Raw genomic sequence first — 22,447 nt, 5'->3', positions numbered from 1 at the left:
CATGAATCAGAGTATCCGCACTACTATTTTTACCGTCGGCACCACACTACTGATATTACTCAGTCAATGGACTCAAGCTGCAGTACTCGCGACGGTTTCCACCAACAAAGCCGCCAAAGGGGAAGTGTTTTTATTAAAAGTCGTCTCTGACCAACGAGCCGATTCTAGTGACATCGACTTTTCTTCACTAGAATCTGATTTTTATCTAGGTAGTCCACGTTTTTCATCTTCACTTAACAGCATTAATGGCAAACGTTCGATTCGCAGTGAGTGGTCATTATCGCTTGCTCCGCTTCGCGTGGGAATATTAACCATCCCTTCTTTTCAAGTGAAAGGTGAATCAACAGCACCAATAGCGATTCAAGCCACCATTGATTCCTCAATGCCTAAAGTAGAAGATTTGCTCTCGTTTGAAACAAAATTAAGTAAAAGTGAGTTGTATCCCGCTGAAATTGCCCAACTCGATACCAAATTGATAATAAAAACCGATGTAAGACGGATCCAGAATCCAAAATTAACTGCACCCACTTCTGTTGGACCAGTTGATATCGAGCCAATTGGTGACTCTCATCAGTACATTGGCTCTATAGATGGTGTTGAAGCGACCATCGTAGAGCAAAGTTACCGTGTGACCGTATCCGAAGCGGGTTTATACGACATAACGGGTCCTACTCTATCTGCCACTATTTTAGATAACAATAACCAAACTGGCTCAACTCGATTAATTCCTATCAACTTAGAGGCAAAAACCATACACATCGAGGTATCAGAAAAGCCGACTAATTTTAAAGGCAGCTGGTTACCAAGCCCTAATTTGAATCTAACACAAAAGTGGTTGGATGCAGACGGCAGTGAAGTCACAGACTTTGCTCAACAAACTGGCCTAGTGGGTTCTCCGATTACCCGTGAGATAACCTTAACCATCGACGGTATTGCGCAATCTCAACTACCAAATATTATTGTAGATTATCCAGATAATGTTCGATTCTATGAAGAGCCAGCCAAAATAAATCAGAACGGCAATCAAGTATCAATGACACTGAAACATGTGTTAATCCCCAAAATAGCTGGCCAAGTAACCTTGCCACCAATCAGTTTGCACTGGTGGAACACCAACAAAAAGCAATCAGAAACAGCTAAATTAACCGGCGCAACGTTTGCTGTTGAGCAAAGTGACACGCCAACAATTAAACTCGATTCTAGCCCACAACAGGCACAGCCTATCGCAACCGATACACAAACAATTACTATTAAAGATGCAGGATTATGGCCTTATATTGCAGCGTTCTTTGCCATTCTGTGGTTGCTTACTCTGGTCATCTTAATAAAACGCCCCACTATAAAACAAAGTAAAGTGGCTAAACACGATCTCAAACCAGACACATTCAATGCGTTACTAACGGCGGTTAAAAATCATGATGGTATGGCGACTCAATCCTATTTGACAGAATGGTATCAACAAAAACCTCAATTAGATTTAACCACCAAGCAAAAAATCAACCAACAGGTACAGGCGTTAATGGCATCAATTTATGCCAATGATTCAACACCTTGGAAAAATGACGAGTTATTAGCATTGTTGAAAAAAGCCAATAAGAAAACATCAAACAAAAACAATGATCAAGATAGCTTAGCGCCATTGTAGTTTCTATTTGCCAATAAAAAGCCACCTGCAATAACAGCAGGTGGCTTAAAGTATTCATGCTAAACTCAAGTTATACAGTCAAGCTTTGTTATGATTCATCGTTGCTCAATGCCAACTTTACTTTGAATGTTTTTACTTGGCATGGGGCAAGTCCCCCTATCGAACCAGCTTGTACACTATCCTTGTCCCATTCATTTAAAGCAACTTCATCCAAGCCGACTTCAATCCATTCTGACAGGCTTGAACACCATTCAAGTTTATCGGTAATCGTGTCACTCTCCGATGGATTATACATCCTTACAATCAATGCATCTTCATCTTCGGCTTTCTTAAATGCACTCAGCACAGCCCCTTCAATCGGCTTATTTAGCACGCTATATGTCATTGGTAAGTTTTGTTCGCCCACATTTAGTTTCATGGCGTTATAAGGAATTTTGTTGTAACACACGACAGGAGTAACATACTCACGCGCTTTGGTCATCACGTGAGCCGAAATGTGGTCACCATCAAAGGCATACAAAGCAAATTCACAAACCAATTTACCACGTACTTGAGAATCTGGCGTTGGAATTTTGATTCCTGATGGTCGGCCCGGACGAAGCAATAACTCTTCTTTGCCCAATACCCCCACCGAACGAAATAACGTTAGAGCAAAAGTGTTGCGTATTTCACTGTTATGACCAGGTATCACTTCGAACTCACGTAATCCATTGGTAAATAAAGCTATTCCTCCCTTGTCACCTTTATCATTTTCCAATGCTGCAAAGTTCATTAATTGATAGATAGGGACAGGCGCTTCTTTCCAACCTTCTTGTTGCCACACTTGCATTGCTGGATCATCGACAGGGCGAGTGATACAACCAAATTGATTATCCGCAACCACGGTTTCAGGCGTGAACGGAGTAGGAATAAGTACGCGCACGCGATGATCATCCGCTTGATTATCTAATTCCATACGTACTTCAATTCGGCGTGAATTTTGTTTTAATACCACTTGAGCGGTCACATCGACGTAGCCGTTTTGACCGGTCCGTTGCTCACGTTCCATTAAGTTTTCTGGCACATTCATTCTAAACGCAATATTCGCTACCGATTGAAAGCCTTGATGTTTAATGCTGGTTTCAACCTCAAATTGATCTGAATACAGCAGCCACTCTTGGCGTGATGGCGAGTAGTCATATTCATCCCCATCATCAGAGCCATCTTCAATGCGCAAAACTTGGTCATATGTTTGCTGAGTTTCCTTGTCAAAAATAGACAAGGTACCATTGCTATTTAGCTTAATTTTATAGTATGTATTTTCTAACGTGTCACTTGCTTGCGATGCTGTCTTTATCGATGCCGATTGATTAGCCCGAATATGCAATGTGGTATAGCCCATCGCTGGAACGTTAATATTAAGCTGAATATCATATTCCATGAATGGGTCATAATTACCATAGTGGACAATTTGACGGTCAACTTTGCCGGGATCAATTTCACGTTTATCTTGAATAAAATAGTCAACAGGATTGCCATTTTGATCAAAAATAGCAAACTCTTGGGCGCGGATAGTGACCATAGTGTTAACGACTTCTTCACGCGCATAAGGCATAAGGTTAAAGAAAGCCAATTTATCATCACTACCTTGTGCTGGCATGTGGTCTACGATTTTTCGCTTATAAAAGTTGATAAGATTAGTTGCCATGTCATCAGCTAAAATATAGCGATTTAAAATTTCAGCATGCACTTTGTCAGAGCAGCAACAGCCTATAGAATCATGTGCATGATTTTTCATGCTTTCTTTCCACATTTTTTCAATCAAGCCATGGTGGTATTCAAAACCTAAAGACCAAGCAATTGATGCCAATGGTTCGAGAATATTGACAATTTTATTCTCAATTTGCGCATGAATCAGTTTAATATCCATACGCGTAGACGAAATAGAACGATGGACACGCATGTATTTGCCATCGTTGAACTCGCCCTTAATCGTGTCCAATTGATCACGCATTGCTTCAATTTTTTCAAACACCTCTTCGAAACGACTCATATGAAATTCGCGGTCAGGATAAATTTCACGCAATGTATCCATCACATCAAAAATATCGTTTTGAATCGGCATCTGGTCATGACCATTAGGCAATAAAATATCCTTGGTAACCGATGCCTTTTCAAGTACAGGAAAGTACTTATCCAATCGCGCGCGTAAACCTTCTTCATCCGTCGGTAAGTATTTACCAATAGCGTAGCCTAACGGTAAAACCTGTGCTGTTACTTCACTACCATCATTGCTTTGCCAATTAAATTCAGTTTTATTACTGCCATGACGTTCGCTACAACCACGCCAAAACATAGCCCGATTAATACCAAAACCATTATAAATCATCGGCAATTGCGAACTCATTGAAAATGAATCGGGTAAATACCCTATTCTCATTGGTTGACCTAATTTAAGACAATCGCGCATACCGTACATCATATTACGTACAATAGATTCGCCTGAGACTTGCATAGTATCGGTTTGTGAATACCAAGGGCCTATAATCAACTTACCTGACTCAACCAATTTCTTAACTCGATCGATATTTTCAGGTTTGATGGCAAAATAATCTTCTAATACGGCCGTTTGTCCATCGAGAACATAGTATTTATATTGTGGATCATTCTCTAAACGAGTCATGATCTCTTCCATGTTGTTTACTAGCAGAATGCGTGACTCTTCTGTTGTAAAATACCATTCACGATCCCAGTGCATGTGTGGAGTAATATGAACGCGTGATGTTGTCATTATTTGTACCTGATCTTGTTAGAAAAAATAAAGATGTAATTAAAATATTCAAAACTGATTGTTAGCGTCATGCTAATAACATCAGGATTTAAACCAACTCGATACCTTGCCAAAAAACGAAGTTGTATTATCTTTTTCGGCGGGTGAAGGCGTGGTTTGTAATGAAACTGGTTGCTCCTCTTCACTTTCCGCATCAAAAATAGCCAAAATTTCTTCTGCATTAGACGCGTTCAAAACCGCTTCACGTACTTGGTCATCAACCAATGTGGACGTTAGCGCCGTGAGTAGGTGCATATGAGTTGAGCCCGCCTCTGCATCTGGTATTGCAATAAGAAAAATCAAGTTAACGTCTTCTTCTTCGTCGTCTTCATCAATACCTGGCCATTTTATATCGTGTGTTAATGTGGCAACGGCAAATGCGGCTTGCTTTACTGCATTGGTTTTGCCATGAGGTACTGCCAACCCTTCGCCTAATGCCGTTGCGCCATGGGCTTCTCGCTCAAATACTGCTTGTAAGTAATCGTCAAGATTATGCAGTTTACCTTGTTGATTTAATTGTTCTGCAAGTGCCTTAATCGCTTCATCTTTGTCATTAAATGTTGTCTTAATATTGATTAGCGATGCATTAGTAAGTGTTGTTAGTTTCATGGTGTGCCCCATCGTCCAAGAAATGAGTTAAATGATAAGTGTTCAGTAATATTGCTCATCATCGATTATCAACAGATCATACGTAAATAATACAAATTATCCGTGATCAAGCGCTCATTTTTCTCATAATTTGTATTTATGTTGTATTGTTAATTGCAAATTTAACTTGGTTTATGAGTTGTTTTATCAGCCTAAATTTGTATTATGTATAGGTGAAAAGACAATTTATTCTGCCACAACGAAAGAGGTAGGCATGGCTAGACTTCCTATGTATCGACAAATTGCCGATGCAATTAGAGAAAAAATAAGCGGCGGCGAGTACAAAGTTGGAGAAGCTTTGCCTACTGAAGCCCAATTACGTGAAGAGTTTTCAGTAAGCCGAGTAACCGTTAGACAAGCATTAAAATTACTAATAGAAAATGACGAATTAGAAAGTGTACAAGGCAGTGGCACTTACGTTAAAGCTAATAAGGTAAATTACGATATTTATCAACAAACAAGCTTTAATGAAAAATGGGCTCATCTGAATGTCGCCACGCACAGTGATGTGATAGCGTTTGAAATAACCTTGCCGAGCATCGCAATGGCAGAACATTTAAACATTAGCGAAGACGAACGTATTTTTTACATTAAAAGAGTACGTTACTTAGATGACAACCCGATCACAGTGGAAGAAACTTGGATGCCGTTGCGCTTATTCCCAGATTTAACTTACGAGGTGATGCGTAACTCCAAATATGACTATATCGAAAACCAAAAAGGTTTAGTGATCGATCGCAGTGAGCAAGAAATTGTCCCTGTACTTCCTTCAGAAAAAGTATCTGCATTATTGGGGATTGATCAGGCACAACCAATAATAGAAAAACGAACTCGTGGTTATTTAATAGATGGAACAGTGTTCGAATACAGTCGAAATTACTTTAAATCTACGGATTACAAATTTACCTTGGTGGCTAAACGCCATAAGAATTAATGCTGTAAAAAACTCACCGTCACTTCATCATTCGGTTGTAAGTGAGTCCACCACGCATTTATTGCACAGCATAAAAAACCCCACTCATTCGAGTGGGGAAAGGTTTCCATCGCATATTGTTATAATTAGTTGCCAGTAAATTCGTTAACCAAAATCGCCGTTCACATAGCCTTTTGTTCTATCATCTTGAGGATTGCTAAAAATATTTTTAGTCTCATCATGTTCAACCAGTTCCCCCATCAAGAAAAACGCCGTGCGATCAGATATACGACGAGCTTGCTGCATCGAGTGTGTCACGATCACGATGGTGTAGTCTTTTTTCAACTCTTCCATCAACTCTTCAATTTTATGCGTGGCAATGGGATCAAGTGCTGATGTAGGTTCATCCATTAAAATAACGTCTGGCTCCATTGCAATCGTACGCGCAATACACAAACGTTGTTGTTGTCCACCAGAAAGACCAAATGCATGTGATTTCAAACGATCTTTTACTTCGTCCCAAAGTGCAGCACCGCGTAGTGAGTTTTCCACGACTGAATCGATGTGTTTTTTATCTTTGATCCCTTGAGCACGAAGGCCATACGCCACATTTTCATAAATGCTCATTGGAAATGGATTAGGCTTTTGGAATACCATGCCGACTTTAATACGCAAATCCGCAACGTCGATATTGCCGTAAACATCGGTACCATCCATTTCTAGTAAACCAGTAATCCGCACACCTTCAATCAAATCATTCATTCGATTTAAACAGCGCAACAGTGTCGACTTACCACAACCGGAAGGCCCAATCAAAGCCGTTACTTGACGTAAGGGAATAGGTAAATTAATAGATTTAAGTGCTTGGTTTTCACCATAAAAAAGGTCAAGATTTTCGATATTAAACTTGTTCATATTGTATTCTCTAAATTGGTCAATTCTGTTAGTAAGTCGCGGTGTTAAAACGCTTTGCAATGAGCTTAGTGACCATATTGATCAACAATACAAGTACAATAAGGACAGTCGCCGTACCGTAAGCTTGATTCCACTCGTCAATGGTAAATAGCTCTGTTGTCAGTTTATAAAGATGAACGGTTAATGTACGCCCCGAGTCAAGTAAAGACTCAGGTACACGCGCCACCATACCAGCAGTTAAGAACACAGGAGCGGATTCACCGATTACCCGACCAATACTAAGAATGACCGACGTTAAAATACCAGGCGTTGCACTTGGTAAAATTAAACGCCAGATAGTATAAATTTTAGAAGACCCTAGCGCATACGACCCTTCACGATACGTTTGCGGAACAGCCATTAGGGCTTCTTCTGTAGTACGAATTATCACAGGCAAGATAAGAATACTTAAGGTTAATGCACCAGATAAAATCGAGAAGCCCAAGCCTAAAACACCGACAAAGAAGGTCATGCCAAACAGACCAAATATTATTGACGGAATACCGGCTAACGACTCGGTACAAAAACGTATCACCTTAACTAGGCGGCTGCCTACTTGAGCATATTCAGTTAAGTAAATTGCCGTCATGATCCCTAAAGGAGCAGCAACAGAAATAGACGCTATCACCATATAAATGGTCGCAATAATCATAGGGAAGATACCTTTATCTTCACCTGTCGCGGTATAATCTGTGGAAATAAATTCCCAATCCACGTATTGAAGCCCGTTGGAAAGAATGTACCAAATAATCCAAAATAAGAATCCAACGGTTAAGGCAGCGGCCCCCCAAATAAAACTATTCAAGATTTTATCTTTGTTTTGACGCGCTTGTTTTAATTTTACTTTATCCATAATTAATTACTTCGCTTTTTCACGGTTCAAGTAAAGCAGTGCTGCATTGAGCACCATAATAAAGACCAATAACACAACACCGGTCGCGTACAGAGCATTAGCATGAACGCCACTTGCATAAGACATTTCTATTGCGATATTTGCGGTTAATGTACGCGCAGCATCTAAAATGCCTTCTGGCATTGCTGGCGCATTACCCATCACCATAATAATGGCCATTGTCTCTCCAAGGGCACGACCAATTCCCAAAATAACGCCAGTCATGATACCTGAGCGAGCCGCAGGAACGAGTAACTTAAAAATTGTGAATATTCGTGAAGCTCCTAAAGCGAGCGAACCTTCCTTGTATGAATGTGGTACGGCTCGAATAGAGGTTTCCGAAACAGTGATAACGGTGGGTAGAATCATAATACCGAGCACAATAATACCCGCTAATATGGTGTTGCCAGCAGGTACTTCGAACACATTCTGGATAAGAGGAACGATAATAACTAGGCCAAAAAAGCCATAAACAACCGATGGAATACCAGCCAGTAATTCAACAGCAGGTCGAATAACATCCGCCAGTCTTTTCGGCGCGATCTCGGCAATAAAAATAGCGGTTAATACGCCGATAGGCACACCAACAATCACGGCTCCAAAAGTAGAAACAACTGAGGCTACTATCATTGTCGCTACACCATAAAGTGCAGGTGGAAGCCAATGTGTGCCGAAAACGATACCAGTAACACCCGCTTCTTGGAAAGCAGGAATACTTTCTATAATGATAGAATAAGCAATCAAAGCAAGAGACAAAGTCCCTATAATCGCACTGGTTAAAAATAAACCATGAAAAATGCGTTCTTTCCAATCAACCCCTCGTTTGGTGCGTAAACCGTTTGATTTCACACTAGGCGTTGAGCTTTGACTATTCGTTGCGATGGTCATATATAAAACTCTCACATTTCGATGTATTCGATATGAAAAAGGAAAAGGCTCAGTCCTAAAAAGTAGTGGACTGAGCAATCTTTATCGCTAGGAGGTTAAAATTTGTATTGCTTATAACATCCCAAGCTTAGCGAATACGTATTGATTAAAAAGGTATTCGCTAAAAACGTATTAGTTAACTGAGATGTAACCTTTCGCTGCAACCAGTTTTTGAGCGTCGTCAGCAACCATCCAATCTAAGAATTTTTGCGTTTCAGCAGAAGGCTTGCCTTCTCTGTATAGAACTAGGAAAGGACGAGCCACTTTATATGAACCACTCTTAACGTTGTCAACGGTTGCTGCAACGCCGTCAATAGCCAATGCGTGAACTGAAGAATCAACCGTGCCTAAAGAAATGTAGCCAATTGCATATGGATTAGATGCTACGTTAGTTTTAAGTGCACCATTACCTGCTGCAACTTGAGCACGTTGAGAAATAGCTGATACTTTCTTGCCGCTGATAGTTTGCTTAAGGCTCATAATATCTTCAAACGCGCCACGAGTACCTGATGCAGTATCACGAGTAATTGCAACGATTGGCTTGTCTTCTCCACCAACGTCTTTCCAGTTTGTTACTTCGCCTTTATAAATTGCAGTCACTTGATCGGCTGTTAGACCTTGGATTTTATTTTTTGGGTTAACCACTACAGCGATACCATCGCGAGCAACAACCAATTCTTTCAACGTATCTTCTTTCTCAGAAGCTTTCAAATTACGAGACGCCATGCCTAAATCAGCAGAACCATTTTTAGCGGCTTTAACACCCGCCGATGAACCTGGTCCTTGAACTTCAATGTACACATCTTGATGTGCTTTCATGTAAGTTTCACCAAAAACTTCCATCAGTGGAGTAACACTTGAAGAACCTACAGCTGAGATAGTTTCTTTCGCTGAAACTGGGTTTAGTGTTAGAGCGCCAAGAAGTGCAATTGCACCGATTACTGTCTTTTTCATCACAATTTCCTTTGAGGGCGTAGTTGCCGTATTTGTTTTTTAGAACGGGTGTAACTTTAGAACTTATATATGACAGTTATGTTTCAGTATATTGAACACTGTGTGACAAAGCTTGTTGGATAGAAAAAGTACAATTCATCTTTACTAGTTGAATTAAAAAGAAAAATAAAAAAAAACGCCTTGCTTAATCACTTAAGCAAGGCGTTTCAAATCAGGATTATTTTATTTCTACGATGAACTAGTGTCGGTTTTTACGCTTTTTTTCTTAGGAATAAAGACCTCATCACCTACCGCGACGTTTTTATAATACGTCTTATCACGTTTAACTGGCTTTTTAACCTGTTTCTTCTGCGTTGGACCTTTTTTCTTCACTGCTGCGCCGGTCTTTGCAACATTAGGCTTACGCGGTTTTATACCTTTAAATTTACCTTTAAGGCCTTCTAATTCAGAGAAAGTCATATCTTGCTGCAGATACGCTTCGACTCGCTTAAAGCTGTCCCAATCTTTAGGTCCCACAAGGGAAATAGCGTTTCCTTTGTTTCCGGCACGGCCTGTACGTCCCACCCGGTGCACGTACTCTTCGGTATGTTTCGGCATATCAAAGTTAATAACATGAGTAACATTGGCAATATCTAAGCCACGAGAAGCGATATCGGTAGTCACTAAAATCTTAAACACACCACGTTCAAATTGACTCATAATGGTATTACGCTGAGTCTGGGTTAAATTACCGCTGAGCGCCATAGCCTTGAGGTTGTTGCTGGTTAACTCTTTGGTTAAACGATCGGTATCTGCTCTTGTGGCGGTGAAAATGATTACCTGCTTATAATCAGCCTCACTAATAACGCGATTTAAAATCGCTTCTTTATGATCTAAGTGATCACAGAGATAAAAAGACTGAGTGATATCTTTGTGTTCTTCGTTAGACACACCAATTGAAATACGTTTAGGCTTATTCAACATCTCAGCAGCAATACTGTTTACTTCTGCATGATCGAGTGTGGCTGAAAACATTAATGTTTGACGACGACGATGTTTCGCTACTTTATGAATACGAAGCAACTCAGCAGCAAAACCTAAATCCAGCATCCTATCCGCTTCATCGAGAATTAAGGTATCTAAACCGTCAAGGAAAAGTGAACGATGCTCTAGATGGTCGGCCAGTCGTCCAGGCGTTGCAACAATAAATTTCGGATGTTTACGCAAAGACTTTACTTGGTCGTTAAAGTTTTCGCCACCAACAATCAAGGACGCGGTATAAGAAAGGCCACTCAACATGCCACGTAATTCACCATACACTTGCTTAGCTAATTCTCGTGTTGGCGCAAGAATCACCGCTCTAGGATCTCGCGCTGAGAAAGCCTTGCTCTTAAGAGATTTATGCAGCATTGGCAGGACAAAAGCCAACGTTTTACCAGACCCAGTTTTCGAAGACGCGATTAAGTCTTTGCCTGCAATAGCCACAGGAATTGCTTGCATCTGAATGTCAGTCGCTTTTTTAAATGCATAGTGGTCGAGGTTTTTAAGTAACCGATTATCTAAGCCGAGGTCTCTAAACTGCAAAAGTGTGTTCTCCAAATATAAGGTAAAAAATAGCGCGCTATAGTACCTCAAATCTTTGTTGAATAGATAGAGATGACAGACATTATTATCGGTTATTTATTAACCGGCAATCATTTTTTATTGTCATTTATATTAAACTGCTTTTATAATGCGATTATCATTTCAATTATTCTTGAAATATTGAATTATTAACACGAAGAAAATGAATTATAGAAAGGGAGATAAAATGGACACAGGTAACGCAGCCAAAATCTTTGACTCTTTATCATCTGGCACACGCTTAGACATTTGGCGAAACCTTATCAAAGTCGGTCAAGACGGAAAAGTAGCTGGAGATTTAGCCAAAGAACTCGGCATTGCACCAAATTCTCTTTCTTTTCATCTTAAAGCTATGTTACACGCTAATCTGGTTTCTGTTCAGCAAGAAGGTCGGTTTCAACGCTACAGAGCCAATCTCAATCTAATGGTCGAATTAGTCGCCTATTTAACTGAGGAATGCTGCGCTGGACAAAATAGTAATAGTATAGACAGTCCCAATCAATGTACAAACGTTAATAACGTCAATATATGTAGTTAACGTTACGCTAAAAACACTAAAACCAACTCACAAATTTAATCGTAATTAAGGAGTCAAGCATGGGAGTTTTTGAACGTTTTCTCAGTGTATGGGTCGCCCTGGGAATGCTTATTGGTATCGGTGGAGGATTAATTTTCCCTGATCTATTTAGCTTTTTAGGCAGCATTCAATACGCACAAATTAATATGGTGATTGCGCTGCTCATTTGGCTCATGATTTACCCGATGATGTTACAGATCGACTTCTCGTCAATAGCTAAAATCCATCAACGGCCAAAAGGTCTGTTCATCACTATCGTTATAAATTGGCTCGTCAATCCTTTTACTATGGCTCTTATTGCCATGTTATTTATGCGCACTATTTTTGGTGATTTTATTTCACCACAATTGGCTGATGAATATATCGCAGGCATGATTTTATTAGGTGTTGCGCCTTGTACCGCTATGGTTTTTGTCTGGAGTCAGCTCACTAAAGGTGACGCAAATTACACCGTGGTACAAGTCGCTATTAATGACTTAATCATGGTGGTGGCATTTGCACCAATCGCTGCTTTTCTATTAGGTGTTACCGATATTACGGTTCCTTGGGATACATTATTATTGTCGGTATCACTATTTGTGGTTGTTCCACTTGTTGCTGGTGCAGCGACTCGTTACGTAGTGAAACAAGAGCAAAAAATTAATGCAATTACCTCAAGTATCAAACCACTTTCAATTGTTGGCTTAGTTGGTACGGTTATTCTTCTATTTGGCTTTCAAGCGGAAACGATTATTTCCAACCCAATGGATATTCTATTTATCGCTATTCCGTTATTAATCCAAACCTACTTAATATTTGCTGTTACTTATATTTGGATGCGTAAATGGAAACAGCCACACAACATTGCCGCTCCAGGCGCAATGATAGGTGCGTCTAACTTCTTCGAACTGGCGGTAGCGGTAGCTATCAGTCTATTTGGTATTCATTCAGGTGCTGCGTTAGCAACAATCGTTGGCGTATTAGTAGAAGTTCCGGTAATGCTTTCTCTGGTCGCTTATGCCAACCGCACCAAAGATCAGTTTGTTACTCAACCAGTTAATCATTAACGTAAATAATGTGGTGAATAAACAGCTACAACGTGGCATGTTACACTTCAATTAGCCTACTAAATAGCGATAGATTGACTGCGACTCTGAAACAAATTTTTGCTTTCAGAGTCGCTTTGTATTTTTCGTAGTAAGTACACAATGGAATAATAACGTTATTCAGCTATTTTTTCGCTGGTGATTGCAGCAATTCAACTAACTGTGCATTAGTTTTATTAGTTTCTTGTAAAGACTGAGCAGTAATCTGTATTGAGTTAGCCATACTGGCCACATTCGTGGTTGCATTGATAACGGTACTTTGCATTGGCTTAATAACAAACCAGTATAAACAGACTATCACTACCACTAACGCGATGACCACAATAACTAACATGATCAGAATATCTATTTTCAAATCATGTAGAAAAACCTGACTATTCTGAACAAGTGATTGTTTTGTACTAGCGACCACTTCCGGTAGAGCATCGACAACTTGAGCGGAAGCAATAGCCAGTTGATTGATATTTTGCGTGGTAGAAAGCATTACCTCAGCTTGTTCTGGCGTTAATTCTTGGTTATCGGCTATGTTTTCAAGTACTTCCACTACCTGCAACATTGATTTATTGGTCGTCAAAATAGCCTCTGTTATTCCATCCGTATCGACCACAACATCTAGATTTATTAAAGGACGATTCAATTCACTCTCACTCAACACACCGCTATCTACTTGTGTGGATTTATTTTGCGTATTCACACCCTGCACATCTGTATTCTCTATATGGGCGTCTTTAGCATAGACACTATTAACGTTCAGAAAGGCACTGCAACCCATCAAAATAACGCTACTTAACAAGATCCGAAACATAATATTATTTTTCCTATAATGTATTTTACTTATCACTCTTTAGGACTTTAACTGAACTTGACAATAAATATATGTTTTTCGATATTTTTCAATGTTTTTACAGAATATCTTATCTACTTACCATAAACAAAGAGAGGGGTTAACGATTCGCCGTTAACCCCTCTCTTTAAGGTCACCTGTACTCTGCTAAAGCATTGAAGGACGTCAGTTATGCATGAACTTTATCTTTTGCGCTAAACATCTTAAGAGCAATAGTTAAGCCCATTGAAACCGCCACACCAATAACAAAATAAGTTAGCCATGCCATAGGTTCGCTAATCACTGGCAACATAAATACGGCACCACCGGCAATGGTTCCAATTTGAATTTTAGAAGATAGAATCAAAGCCGCTGCCACACCACCACCAATCATATGAGCTGGAATAATACGCATTGGATCTTTTACAGCGTAAGGAATCGCACCTTCCGTGATACCGCAGAACCCAAGAATGGCAGTTGACGGGCCCGCAAGGCGATCTTCTTTATCAAAGAAACGAGGGAACGCAATAGACATAATACCAAGTGACATACCTGGGATACATTTGGCCGCGGTAAATGCCGCATAGAATTCAGTATTGCCATTGGTGCCAGCACCAATACAAAACAGATAGGCTGCTTTGTTTATTGGGCCACCCATATCAAGATTGGACATACAACCTAAAATGAAACCAAGAATAAGTAAGTTAGAGCCACTCATTGCATTAAGCCAGTCGGACAATGAAGTGTTTAGGAAAGCAAAAAACTTACCCGGACCAACAAGCATAAATAGTATAGTAAGTACGCCAGCCACAAGTGGGGTCACAATAAGGATTTTAACTGACTCTAGTACTTGCGGTACTTTGATTTGACGAACAAGCATGACAAACAATGCAGCCGCTGCACCAGCAACAAGACCACCTATAAAGCCACCACTCACTATCGTCAACTTACCGAAAGATCCACCAACCGCTACGTAACCGCCCATAAAACCGGGAGCTAGACCTGGCTTACCAACCATACCGTAAGCGGTAAAGGCTGCAAGAACACAAATCAGTAACGGATTAAACGCCTTAAGTGCAATGTAATACAAATAATGCACAATACCTTGCTGAGTTGTAGCAAAGTCGGCCATAAACTCTTTATCGGCAATTTGTTCACTGGTTAGATTATATAAATGAGTGTAATCATACCCATAGAAAAGATTAAGTAACCCAACGCACAGACCGCCAATAATAACTAACGGAATAATATGAGAGACACCAGAAAGCGCTCCTTTATACCAATCCTTAAAGAATTTGACCACAAAATTGCTATTATCATCTTCCTCTTGGTCAAATTCTGTTTTATGTGGCTTTGAAATATCCGCTGCATCAGCACCTGTCGCTTCGATTTTTTGTATCAATGCGTCGATCATTTCGTCCGCTTTTTTAACTCCATCTTTTACTTTACCCTGCACAGAAACTAGGCCATCGAAACGCTCCATTTCAGTGACACCAACATCCGTAGCAAAAATAACACCGGACGCTTCTGCAATATCTTGTGCGGTAATACGGCCATCAATACCGTTGGCACCTTGCTTTTCTACTTTAATATCATAACCACGAGCTTTAGCCTTGTTCTCAAGGTTTTTGGCTGCCATATAGGTATGAGCGACCCCAGCGGTACATGCAGTAATTGCTAAGATTTTCATCTTTTTATCCTTTGTCTCGTCTCTCTCAGTCTCAAATTGGTCATGCCAGTTGTTCATCATGCTTTGCTAAATACAAAACCAATTCAGAATTATATGAGTCAGCTATCACTCACTCATTAACTGTATCATCGTATTATTTGTCTTACTTGTCCGTGATACCAATCACACAAAATACAACTTATGTATTTAAGTTGTATTGTTAATTATTACTCATACAATACAACTTAATGCTCACAAAAAGTCCTGAAAATAGAGATTAAGTCAGGGTTTATCTTAAATACATCCAAATTTTATAGAATATTAGATAGCACATAAATTATGACATCAAATATATGTAATAATAATCAATCAAAATTAACATGCCGTTTTTAAAACAAATTAAAGACAAAACCATAACTAAAAGAGGTATTTTTTTGTGATTATAAAAACAATGAGAAAGATTGGACGTTTGATACCAAAATAGATAAAAATAACCTTATGAACACGTCTTATAATCGAGACAAGTCAATTTTTACAGTGTAAATAGTGACATTAATTCGTGAATTTTCAGCTTTCCCCCCTAGAGAATAAATTAAATCGGGTCTACACTATAAACGAATCAGTTAGACTACATTACACAACAGGAGTGTGCATGAATAAGAAATTACTAGTAGCAGCAGGTATGGGTTCTCTTCTTTTACTCGGTGGCTGCGCATCTGGACCTGATGAAGCAACAACCAGCCAAATGAGTGCATTGTCTTCTAAAATTGACGAGTTGAGCAGTGAGATCGCATCACTAAAATCAAGTCAATCGGATGCAGAAATGCAAGCAAGCAAAGCATCAGACGCTGCTATGTCAGCAAAAGATGAAGCAATGCGTGCTAACGAGCGCATCGACAATATCGCTCAGTCTTACACTAAATAGTACTGTGTTCCCCAAATAGTATAGACAAAGCAAAAAGTCACTTATTATTGACTAGCCCTGATATCTCTATTAGGGCTTTTTTATTGGCAAAGAAAACCAACAAATAGTTTTAGCTAAATCAACATGTGTTAATTGAATTCGCTGCCAGAGTATAATACATTCGCCCTGTATTTAATTTACTGCGTTTAGGTGTGTAATTTGGCTAAGTTCTATGTGGTTTGGAAAGGGCGTGAAACCGGTATGTTTTCTGACTGGGCAACGTGTAAGAAACAAGTCGATCAGTTTCCTGGTGCTCGCTATAAGTCGTTTCCGACTAAAATAGAAGCTGAACAAGCTTTTTCTGGCTCAGCAAAAGCGCCATCTCACCAATCAACACATAACAAGCCTACCCCAGGTACTAGAGCTAAATCTGTCGTAAAAAAAAGTAAACCGGCTGCACTAACCGATGAAAAAATAATGGCCATGCCGTTTGATATTAAAATTTTTACCGACGGAGCATGTGAACCAAACCCAGGTGAAGCAGGTTCTGGCCTCGCAATTTACCAATCAAACAAATTATATGAGTTGTGGTACGGAATATACCAAGCTCATGGAACCAATAACACCGCTGAATTAAACGCTTTATACCAAAGTTTATTAATCGGTAAACAGTATTTGCAACAAAACAAAACCGTCAGTATTTTTAGTGATTCCAGTTATTCAATTCAATGTATAACTACATGGGCAAAAGGATGGGCAAGCCATAATTGGCAACGCAAAGGCGGAGAGATAAAAAATGTCGAGCTAATAAAAGAGATGTACGCACTTTATCAGACAATGTCTCACCAAATAGCGATCCATCATGTGAACGGACACGTTGGTGTAGAAGGTAACGAATTGGCAGACAGAATGTCTATACTGGCGATAGAAAAACAACAACAGTCGCTGACTTTATATTCTGACCCACTTGACGTTGAATCTATCTTAGAAAGACGTCGCGGATAAAGCGATATAAAACGTAAGCACTAGGAAAGCAGATAAATGCATAATAATGTTAAAGCAGCACAACAAACGTTACATCAAGAGCAAGCGTTGGCGACGTTAAAAGCGAATCTTCATCTCCCAAACGGTGGTTTTCATAAGCTAATTCTCGAACTTTGTATTGAATTTCAGCTACCTTTTCAAAAAATAAGGTCGGTACTCAAAAAATCGCAACGATCAATTGAAAAAAACATTAAACAAAGTACAGGCCCTGTGGATCGAGCAATTTTGACTAAAGAAAGTTGGTTACAACAAGTAAAACAAACGCTGACATTGCTTGCTGAGGACAACCAACCGTTGATGGAGTGTTTGGTTAATGATGTTCATTATGTACGTGCGATTAGTGCATCTGAGCAACCAATGATGTGTGAAAGTGAACGTGAAGCTATTTTAGCTGATTTAGCTCAAGCCTATGAAAGCCAAGTGTTCAAATCTCTTTCAGCAATGCTCTATACGTCTGATCTGTTTTGGTTGCTATCAAACGAATTAATTGAAATGACCCAGCAACGCTGCGAGGTATTTGATCAATACCCGCAACATATTGAAGCTATAAATCATTTACTATCAGTATATGACCAAGTTTCTGCACAACCTTTGCAGAATACCCATTGAAGTGACAGCACGTACAATGGGCTAATAAGGCTGCACTATCTGAGTTGGTACGCCACTTTGAATCGCTATTGCCGCTCTAGCTTTATTCTTAGATAAATTAAATTCGTCCATCCAACCTTCTAAATTTTCTGGTAACACCAACACTTTTTTGTCACCGTTACTGCGAGTTAAAGGTTCATGGACTTCAATAAATACACTGCTGTCTGGTTCCATAGTCATTTTAACTGGTTTATTCAATACTCGAACTTTTTCTTTACGTTGTACTTGGTTAAATAGCCATTCGATATCTTGCGGCTCCAATCTAATACACCCTGAACTCACACGAAGTCCAATACCGAAATCTTTATTAGTTCCATGTATAAGGTAGTCCCCTACTCCATAAGCTAACCGCAAGGCAAACAAACCCAATGGGTTATTTGGGCCAGCAGGAACAACTCTAGGTAATTCAATGCCTTTTTCTAAATACTCATTCCTAATATTTTGTGTAGGAGTCCAAGTCGGATCTTTAATTTTTTGACTAATATAAGAACTCATCTCTGGTGTATCTCGACCAATTCGACCGATACCAACAGGAAAAACATGCACATGCTTCTTATCTTGATCAAAATAATACAGCCGTAATTCAGCAAGGTTAATGACTATTCCTTCTCGATCGTCTGAAGGTAGAATAAACATAGAAGGTATAACTAAAACGGTCCCTTCTTGAGGTAAAAATGGATCGATGCCTTTATTTGCTGCCATCAATGATAAAAATCCGACATCATATCGTTTGGCAATTTCCGCCATGGTTTCTCCTGCTTCGACCATGTGGTTTTGCACCCGACCAACCAAACGGCTGCCATCACTCGGCAGTTCATAGCTTGCAGCATAAACGGGGAAAACAAAAAACAAAAACAGCAGTATCAAATAGTTAAACATCATCAAACCTATTCTCATTTAAAACGTATCCTCATATAAAAACCGGCACCTTATAATACATCATTCTAAGAATTGGATAATTCGTTAACCCAAGATTATCCAAATTGGTCAGATTTACACAATAAGCTTTAATATAATAGTGATTATTCAAAATTTTTTATATCAAAAATAAGCATGGCACGAATACAACTCCGTTCCGTTAGTCTCAATCTTGGTGCTAAGTTTATTTACCCCAAATCTAAAATGATTATGCATCGGTGGTTTCCAATGCATTAAGGACTTTATATAATTAGAATCGCATTAAATTAGACTCGTTAATCACATAGATATAAAAACCGGCTAAGGATCGAACATCTGGACACGTAGAATTTTTATAATGAATGATTAGAAACGGATAGAATGAATATTTACCGGCCATCGCCATCAAGGACTACTATGAAACCGCAGCATAAACCAACTAACCCCAACTTCTCTTCTGGCCCTTGTGCCAAACGCCCAGGGTACGATGTAAGTCAGTTAGATTTGTCCACGTTGGGTCGCTCTCATCGCAGTGCACTCGGTAAAGCTGCTCTACAAAGTTCGATCGAACAAACCATTGAACTACTTGATCTTCCTGAAGGATACCGTGTTGGTATCGTACCCGCGTCAGACACAGGTGCAATGGAGATGGTGCTTTGGTCACTTTTAGGACAACGTCCTGTCGATGTTTGTTCATGGGAATCATTTGGTGATGGTTGGTTAAATGATATAACCAAACAATTAAAGCTTAACAATGTCCGTCATTTTTCTGCAGATTATGGTCAATTACCCGATCTAACCCAAACAGATTCGACGCATGACATTGTTTTTACTTGGAACGGTACTACGTCTGGCGTTTGCGTTCCTAATGGAAACTGGATAGACGATGAGCGAGATGGCCTCACCATTTGCGATGCGACTTCTGCGATATTTGCTATGCCGATGCCTTGGGAAAAATTGGATGTTACCACTTACAGTTGGCAAAAAGTGTTAGGTGGAGAAGGTGGGCACGGTGTTATTATCCTTAGCCCACGAGCAGTAGAGCGCTTAGAAAATTACACTCCTAGTTGGCCTATGCCTAAAATCTTCCGTTTAACCAGCGGCAATAAATTAATCGAAGGTATTTTTAATGGCGCAACCATTAATACCCCATCAATGCTTTGTGTTGCAGATTATCTCGACGCGTTAAAATGGGTTAAATCCATCGGTGGCGTATCTGCTTGTATCAGTAAATCAAAAGAAAACCTCGCGGTTCTAGAACAGTTTGTCGAGAGTAATGATTGGATTAACTTCCTAGCCACCGACGCTGAAATTCGCTCTAACACTAGCGTATGCCTTTGTCTAGACGCAACACCAGAACAAGTAAAAGCGTTGATCAAGCTACTTGATACTGAAGAGGTAGCGTTTGATATTGGTGCCTACCGTGATGCGCCTGCTGGCCTAAGAATTTGGTGTGGTGCGACGGTCGAAGCGAGCGATCTTAAAGACTTGCTGCCATGGTTAAGTTGGGGCTATCACCAAGTCATAGAATCACAGCAAAACTAATTAATTTAATAGCAAAACGATTTAAAAATATAAGCAAATATTGTGCTTTTCCATCAGATGAATTATTGCAATATTCAAAGGTAACATTAGTATTTTTTATCTACTGACCAAATAAAAAGGAGAAGTCGATACTTCTCCTTTTTGACTTTTCAACGTTCATAACGCAAATTAATGATTAATAAGAGAGCGTTCCACGAATAGGATAATCATCTTGATTACGAACAAAAGTCAGCCCTCTTAACACTACACTGATTTCTGGACGTAAGAATGGAGTGTTAGAAATATCAACCGCTTGTACGTTGCCTTGTTCATTAACAATAAACAAACCTGGTTCAGCGAAATTATGATCGGTCTCTTTTTCAGAGCGAGGCATAGAAATATACAAACCTAGTTGCTTCATCTGATCTTCTGTTAAGCCATAAGCGACTGGATAAGTTACATCAAGTTGTTCGCTGTGCGTTTGCAATTGCTGTTTTGAATCTGCTGATATAGCGACGATATCGACACCTATTTCAGAAAATTGAACTTTAAACTCTTCCAAAATATTTAGATAACGAGTGCATAAAGGGCAATGTACACCACGGTAAACAATAACCATTTGCCAAGTCGCCTCCCCTTGGGCAGCGCCCAATTGAATGCTAGAACCATCCAATAAATCGGCTTTAATTATCGGAAAGCTATCTCCAGCAACCAGTTTTGGTGAAGTTGTCATGTTATCCCCTTATTTTTAATTGAAGTCACATAATGTTTGTTACCCATGAATAAATCAAGGCAAATCAATCAGTTTATTTTATATACTAAGTAATTTTCTTGTCTTAATTATAAGGACACACACCTCTCTCATGGAAATATTTTTGCAAGGACAATATTTTTGCAAGGACAGACCCAATATGTTTCGAGGACAGACCCAAAATCCACATACTGAATCTAGTAATTTTCACTCCTGAAGCGGTGTGTGTCCCTTTATAATGGCGTACGTTGGGCTACTAGGAAATGTGTATCTTCGTCACAATCCAATGCTTGATCATCGTTGTCCAAAGATCGATCTTTTAAATTAATGCCTGATATATTTAGCCGCATTGATTCGCGAATGAGGTAGTATGCTTTTTCGCTAGCTTCATCGTAATCAAGACCTTCTGGACGTATATTTGAAATACAGTTTCGACCTGAATCTAAAGCACCACGTTTAGGGTTCCATGTCATATAAAGCCCCATGCTATCGGGTGAGGTTAACCCAGGCCGCTCTCCAATAAGAATAATGGTAATTTTTGCTTTAAGGCACTCTCCAACATCATCTCCTACAGCCACTCGACCTTGACTCACTATCGTTAACGGTGCAAAAGTCCAATTATGATTTTCATCATTAGCCAATTTCGACAGTAACTTTGTTAAAAAGTTAGTTGCATGGTTTTGAATCGCTTTAGATGACAGGCCATCTGCTACAACTACCGCGAGGTCATAACCTTCTTGTACATGCGATGAGTGATCCAGCAACGTCTGCCAAGAGTGTTCATTCAATTGACGTCCTAAGTCAGGTCTTTGTAAATATTCCATTCTGTCTCTGGCCTTGCTATTAACCACAAAGGGATCCGTTGGAAATACCTGCTGCAATTCAGTTTCACTGGTCACTTGTTGGTATAGTGCTTCTATATCTAATGCCTTATGAACTGCATCTATCGCTCTCGCATGATCAAGTTGAAAGTCCAAAGACTCATCAGTTGGAATACTATTGCCAGCACGACCTAGTGCAATCCGAGCAGAAGTAAACTGTTTTAAATTTCGCCATTGATTATCAATAACGTGCTGCTCAATTTCTTCTGCAAGTTGGTCTGTCACGTTGTTTTTACACGCAGAGTTTTGTTTCTCAGATGATGTTTTCATTGGTGATTTTGCTCCAACTACCGTTACTGT

19 protein-coding genes and 1 pseudogene are annotated in these 22,447 nt (G+C 39.6%); 8 read left to right on the top strand and 12 right to left on the bottom strand.

Translation table 11 applies throughout. From position 1 onward, the window contains the following. Position 1 precedes the first annotated feature (1 nt). Positions 2 to 1,645, top strand: a complete 1,644-nt coding sequence (locus R3X26_RS02615; protein WP_317715575.1) for a BatD family protein — start codon at positions 2 to 4, stop codon at positions 1,643 to 1,645. Between the two features lie 88 nt (positions 1,646 to 1,733). On the opposite strand, the gene mngB is transcribed toward R3X26_RS02615, so the two are convergent. Beyond that, on the bottom strand, positions 1,734 to 4,415 hold the full coding sequence (gene mngB, locus R3X26_RS02610) for a mannosylglycerate hydrolase (RefSeq protein WP_317715574.1): 2,682 nt from the start codon (positions 4,413 to 4,415) through the stop codon (positions 1,734 to 1,736). Between the two features lie 141 nt (positions 4,416 to 4,556). Beyond that, a pseudogene (locus tag R3X26_RS02605) lies at positions 4,557 to 5,063 on the bottom strand (fructose PTS transporter subunit IIA); the annotation flags it as partial. Positions 5,064 to 5,316: 253 nt separating this feature from the next. On the opposite strand from R3X26_RS02605, the gene R3X26_RS02600 reads away from it, so the two are divergent. Next, positions 5,317 to 6,036 (top strand): GntR family transcriptional regulator, encoded by a 720-nt coding sequence (locus R3X26_RS02600; RefSeq protein WP_317715573.1) that lies wholly within the window; start codon positions 5,317 to 5,319, stop codon positions 6,034 to 6,036. Between the two features lie 144 nt (positions 6,037 to 6,180). Here R3X26_RS02600 and pstB read toward each other — a convergent pair whose 3' ends face one another. From pstB to R3X26_RS02575, 5 genes are all read right to left on the bottom strand, one after another. After that, positions 6,181 to 6,930: a phosphate ABC transporter ATP-binding protein PstB gene (pstB, locus tag R3X26_RS02595; protein ID WP_317715572.1), complete on the bottom strand. Its 750-nt coding sequence runs from the start codon at positions 6,928 to 6,930 to the stop codon at positions 6,181 to 6,183. A gap of 28 nt (positions 6,931 to 6,958) precedes the next feature. After that, entirely contained in the window at positions 6,959 to 7,822 is an 864-nt protein-coding gene (pstA, locus tag R3X26_RS02590) for a phosphate ABC transporter permease PstA (RefSeq protein WP_317715571.1), read from the bottom strand. Positions 7,823 to 7,828: 6 nt separating this feature from the next. Then, positions 7,829 to 8,749 (bottom strand): phosphate ABC transporter permease subunit PstC, encoded by a 921-nt coding sequence (gene pstC, locus R3X26_RS02585; RefSeq protein WP_317715570.1) that lies wholly within the window; start codon positions 8,747 to 8,749, stop codon positions 7,829 to 7,831. Positions 8,750 to 8,920: 171 nt separating this feature from the next. Beyond that, a complete protein-coding gene (locus R3X26_RS02580; protein ID WP_317715569.1) occupies positions 8,921 to 9,742 on the bottom strand; it encodes a phosphate ABC transporter substrate-binding protein in 822 nt (273 codons plus the stop codon). A gap of 228 nt (positions 9,743 to 9,970) precedes the next feature. Continuing rightward, complete coding sequence (locus tag R3X26_RS02575) at positions 9,971 to 11,305, bottom strand: DEAD/DEAH box helicase (RefSeq protein ID WP_317715568.1); 1,335 nt, start codon at positions 11,303 to 11,305, stop codon at positions 9,971 to 9,973. Positions 11,306 to 11,531: 226 nt separating this feature from the next. On the opposite strand from R3X26_RS02575, the gene R3X26_RS02570 reads away from it, so the two are divergent. Continuing rightward, positions 11,532 to 11,882 (top strand): helix-turn-helix domain-containing protein, encoded by a 351-nt coding sequence (locus R3X26_RS02570; RefSeq protein ID WP_317715567.1) that lies wholly within the window; start codon positions 11,532 to 11,534, stop codon positions 11,880 to 11,882. Positions 11,883 to 11,941: 59 nt separating this feature from the next. Further along, the gene (gene arsB / locus R3X26_RS02565; protein WP_317715566.1) at positions 11,942 to 12,967 is read left to right on the top strand and encodes an ACR3 family arsenite efflux transporter; all 1,026 of its coding nucleotides are present in this window, start codon (positions 11,942 to 11,944) and stop codon (positions 12,965 to 12,967) included. A 163-nt stretch (positions 12,968 to 13,130) separates the two neighbouring features. Here the strand turns inward: arsB and R3X26_RS02560 are convergent, their stop codons facing one another. Together R3X26_RS02560 and R3X26_RS02555 are read right to left on the bottom strand one after the other, a co-directional pair. Then, positions 13,131 to 13,811 (bottom strand): hypothetical protein, encoded by a 681-nt coding sequence (locus R3X26_RS02560; protein WP_317715565.1) that lies wholly within the window; start codon positions 13,809 to 13,811, stop codon positions 13,131 to 13,133. Between the two features lie 208 nt (positions 13,812 to 14,019). Beyond that, the gene (locus R3X26_RS02555) at positions 14,020 to 15,519 is read right to left on the bottom strand and encodes a fructose-specific PTS transporter subunit EIIC (protein ID WP_317715564.1); all 1,500 of its coding nucleotides are present in this window, start codon (positions 15,517 to 15,519) and stop codon (positions 14,020 to 14,022) included. Positions 15,520 to 16,150: 631 nt separating this feature from the next. On the opposite strand from R3X26_RS02555, the gene R3X26_RS02550 reads away from it, so the two are divergent. From R3X26_RS02550 to R3X26_RS02540, 3 genes are all read left to right on the top strand, one after another. After that, a complete protein-coding gene (locus R3X26_RS02550) occupies positions 16,151 to 16,423 on the top strand; it encodes an Lpp/OprI family alanine-zipper lipoprotein (protein WP_317715563.1) in 273 nt (90 codons plus the stop codon). Positions 16,424 to 16,621: 198 nt separating this feature from the next. Further along, on the top strand, positions 16,622 to 17,407 hold the full coding sequence (locus R3X26_RS02545) for a ribonuclease H family protein (protein WP_317715562.1): 786 nt from the start codon (positions 16,622 to 16,624) through the stop codon (positions 17,405 to 17,407). A gap of 36 nt (positions 17,408 to 17,443) precedes the next feature. Further along, entirely contained in the window at positions 17,444 to 18,055 is a 612-nt protein-coding gene (locus R3X26_RS02540) for a hypothetical protein (RefSeq protein ID WP_317715561.1), read from the top strand. 21 nt (positions 18,056 to 18,076) lie between these two features. On the opposite strand, the gene R3X26_RS02535 is transcribed toward R3X26_RS02540, so the two are convergent. Next, entirely contained in the window at positions 18,077 to 18,973 is an 897-nt protein-coding gene (locus R3X26_RS02535) for a L,D-transpeptidase family protein (protein WP_317715920.1), read from the bottom strand. A 435-nt stretch (positions 18,974 to 19,408) separates the two neighbouring features. On the opposite strand from R3X26_RS02535, the gene R3X26_RS02530 reads away from it, so the two are divergent. Further along, positions 19,409 to 20,536: a phosphoserine transaminase gene (locus R3X26_RS02530; RefSeq protein ID WP_317715560.1), complete on the top strand. Its 1,128-nt coding sequence runs from the start codon at positions 19,409 to 19,411 to the stop codon at positions 20,534 to 20,536. Between the two features lie 175 nt (positions 20,537 to 20,711). Here the strand turns inward: R3X26_RS02530 and R3X26_RS02525 are convergent, their stop codons facing one another. After that, on the bottom strand, positions 20,712 to 21,248 hold the full coding sequence (locus R3X26_RS02525; protein ID WP_317715559.1) for a redoxin domain-containing protein: 537 nt from the start codon (positions 21,246 to 21,248) through the stop codon (positions 20,712 to 20,714). 251 nt (positions 21,249 to 21,499) lie between these two features. After that, on the bottom strand, positions 21,500 to 22,417 hold the full coding sequence (gene eutC, locus R3X26_RS02520) for an ethanolamine ammonia-lyase subunit EutC (RefSeq protein ID WP_317715558.1): 918 nt from the start codon (positions 22,415 to 22,417) through the stop codon (positions 21,500 to 21,502). Between the last annotated feature and the right edge of the window lie 30 nt (positions 22,418 to 22,447).

Source organism: Vibrio sp. TH_r3 (assembly GCF_033101115.1).
In the GTDB taxonomy this organism is placed as follows: Bacteria; Pseudomonadota; Gammaproteobacteria; order Enterobacterales; family Vibrionaceae; genus Vibrio.
Note: the sequence above shows the minus strand (reverse complement) of the source record. Positions and strands in the feature narration are given on the sequence as shown.

Bases quoted from the DNA above. Each gene is read 5' to 3' on its own strand.
- R3X26_RS02615 (WP_317715575.1), top strand. From the start codon at position 2: ATGAATCAGAGTATCCGCACTACTATTTTTACCGTCGGCACCACACTA.
- mngB (WP_317715574.1), bottom strand. From the start codon at position 4,415: ATGACAACATCACGCGTTCATATTACTCCACACATGCACTGGGATCGT.
- R3X26_RS02600 (WP_317715573.1), top strand. From the start codon at position 5,317: ATGGCTAGACTTCCTATGTATCGACAAATTGCCGATGCAATTAGAGAA.
- pstB (WP_317715572.1), bottom strand. From the start codon at position 6,930: ATGAACAAGTTTAATATCGAAAATCTTGACCTTTTTTATGGTGAAAAC.
- pstA (WP_317715571.1), bottom strand. From the start codon at position 7,822: ATGGATAAAGTAAAATTAAAACAAGCGCGTCAAAACAAAGATAAAATC.
- pstC (WP_317715570.1), bottom strand. From the start codon at position 8,749: ATGACCATCGCAACGAATAGTCAAAGCTCAACGCCTAGTGTGAAATCA.
- R3X26_RS02580 (WP_317715569.1), bottom strand. From the start codon at position 9,742: ATGAAAAAGACAGTAATCGGTGCAATTGCACTTCTTGGCGCTCTAACA.
- R3X26_RS02570 (WP_317715567.1), top strand. From the start codon at position 11,532: ATGGACACAGGTAACGCAGCCAAAATCTTTGACTCTTTATCATCTGGC.
- arsB (WP_317715566.1), top strand. From the start codon at position 11,942: ATGGGAGTTTTTGAACGTTTTCTCAGTGTATGGGTCGCCCTGGGAATG.
- R3X26_RS02560 (WP_317715565.1), bottom strand. From the start codon at position 13,811: ATGTTTCGGATCTTGTTAAGTAGCGTTATTTTGATGGGTTGCAGTGCC.
- R3X26_RS02555 (WP_317715564.1), bottom strand. From the start codon at position 15,519: ATGAAAATCTTAGCAATTACTGCATGTACCGCTGGGGTCGCTCATACC.
- R3X26_RS02550 (WP_317715563.1), top strand. From the start codon at position 16,151: ATGAATAAGAAATTACTAGTAGCAGCAGGTATGGGTTCTCTTCTTTTA.
- R3X26_RS02540 (WP_317715561.1), top strand. From the start codon at position 17,444: ATGCATAATAATGTTAAAGCAGCACAACAAACGTTACATCAAGAGCAA.
- R3X26_RS02535 (WP_317715920.1), bottom strand. From the start codon at position 18,973: ATGTTTAACTATTTGATACTGCTGTTTTTGTTTTTTGTTTTCCCCGTT.
- R3X26_RS02530 (WP_317715560.1), top strand. From the start codon at position 19,409: ATGAAACCGCAGCATAAACCAACTAACCCCAACTTCTCTTCTGGCCCT.
- R3X26_RS02525 (WP_317715559.1), bottom strand. From the start codon at position 21,248: ATGACAACTTCACCAAAACTGGTTGCTGGAGATAGCTTTCCGATAATT.
- eutC (WP_317715558.1), bottom strand. From the start codon at position 22,417: ATGAAAACATCATCTGAGAAACAAAACTCTGCGTGTAAAAACAACGTG.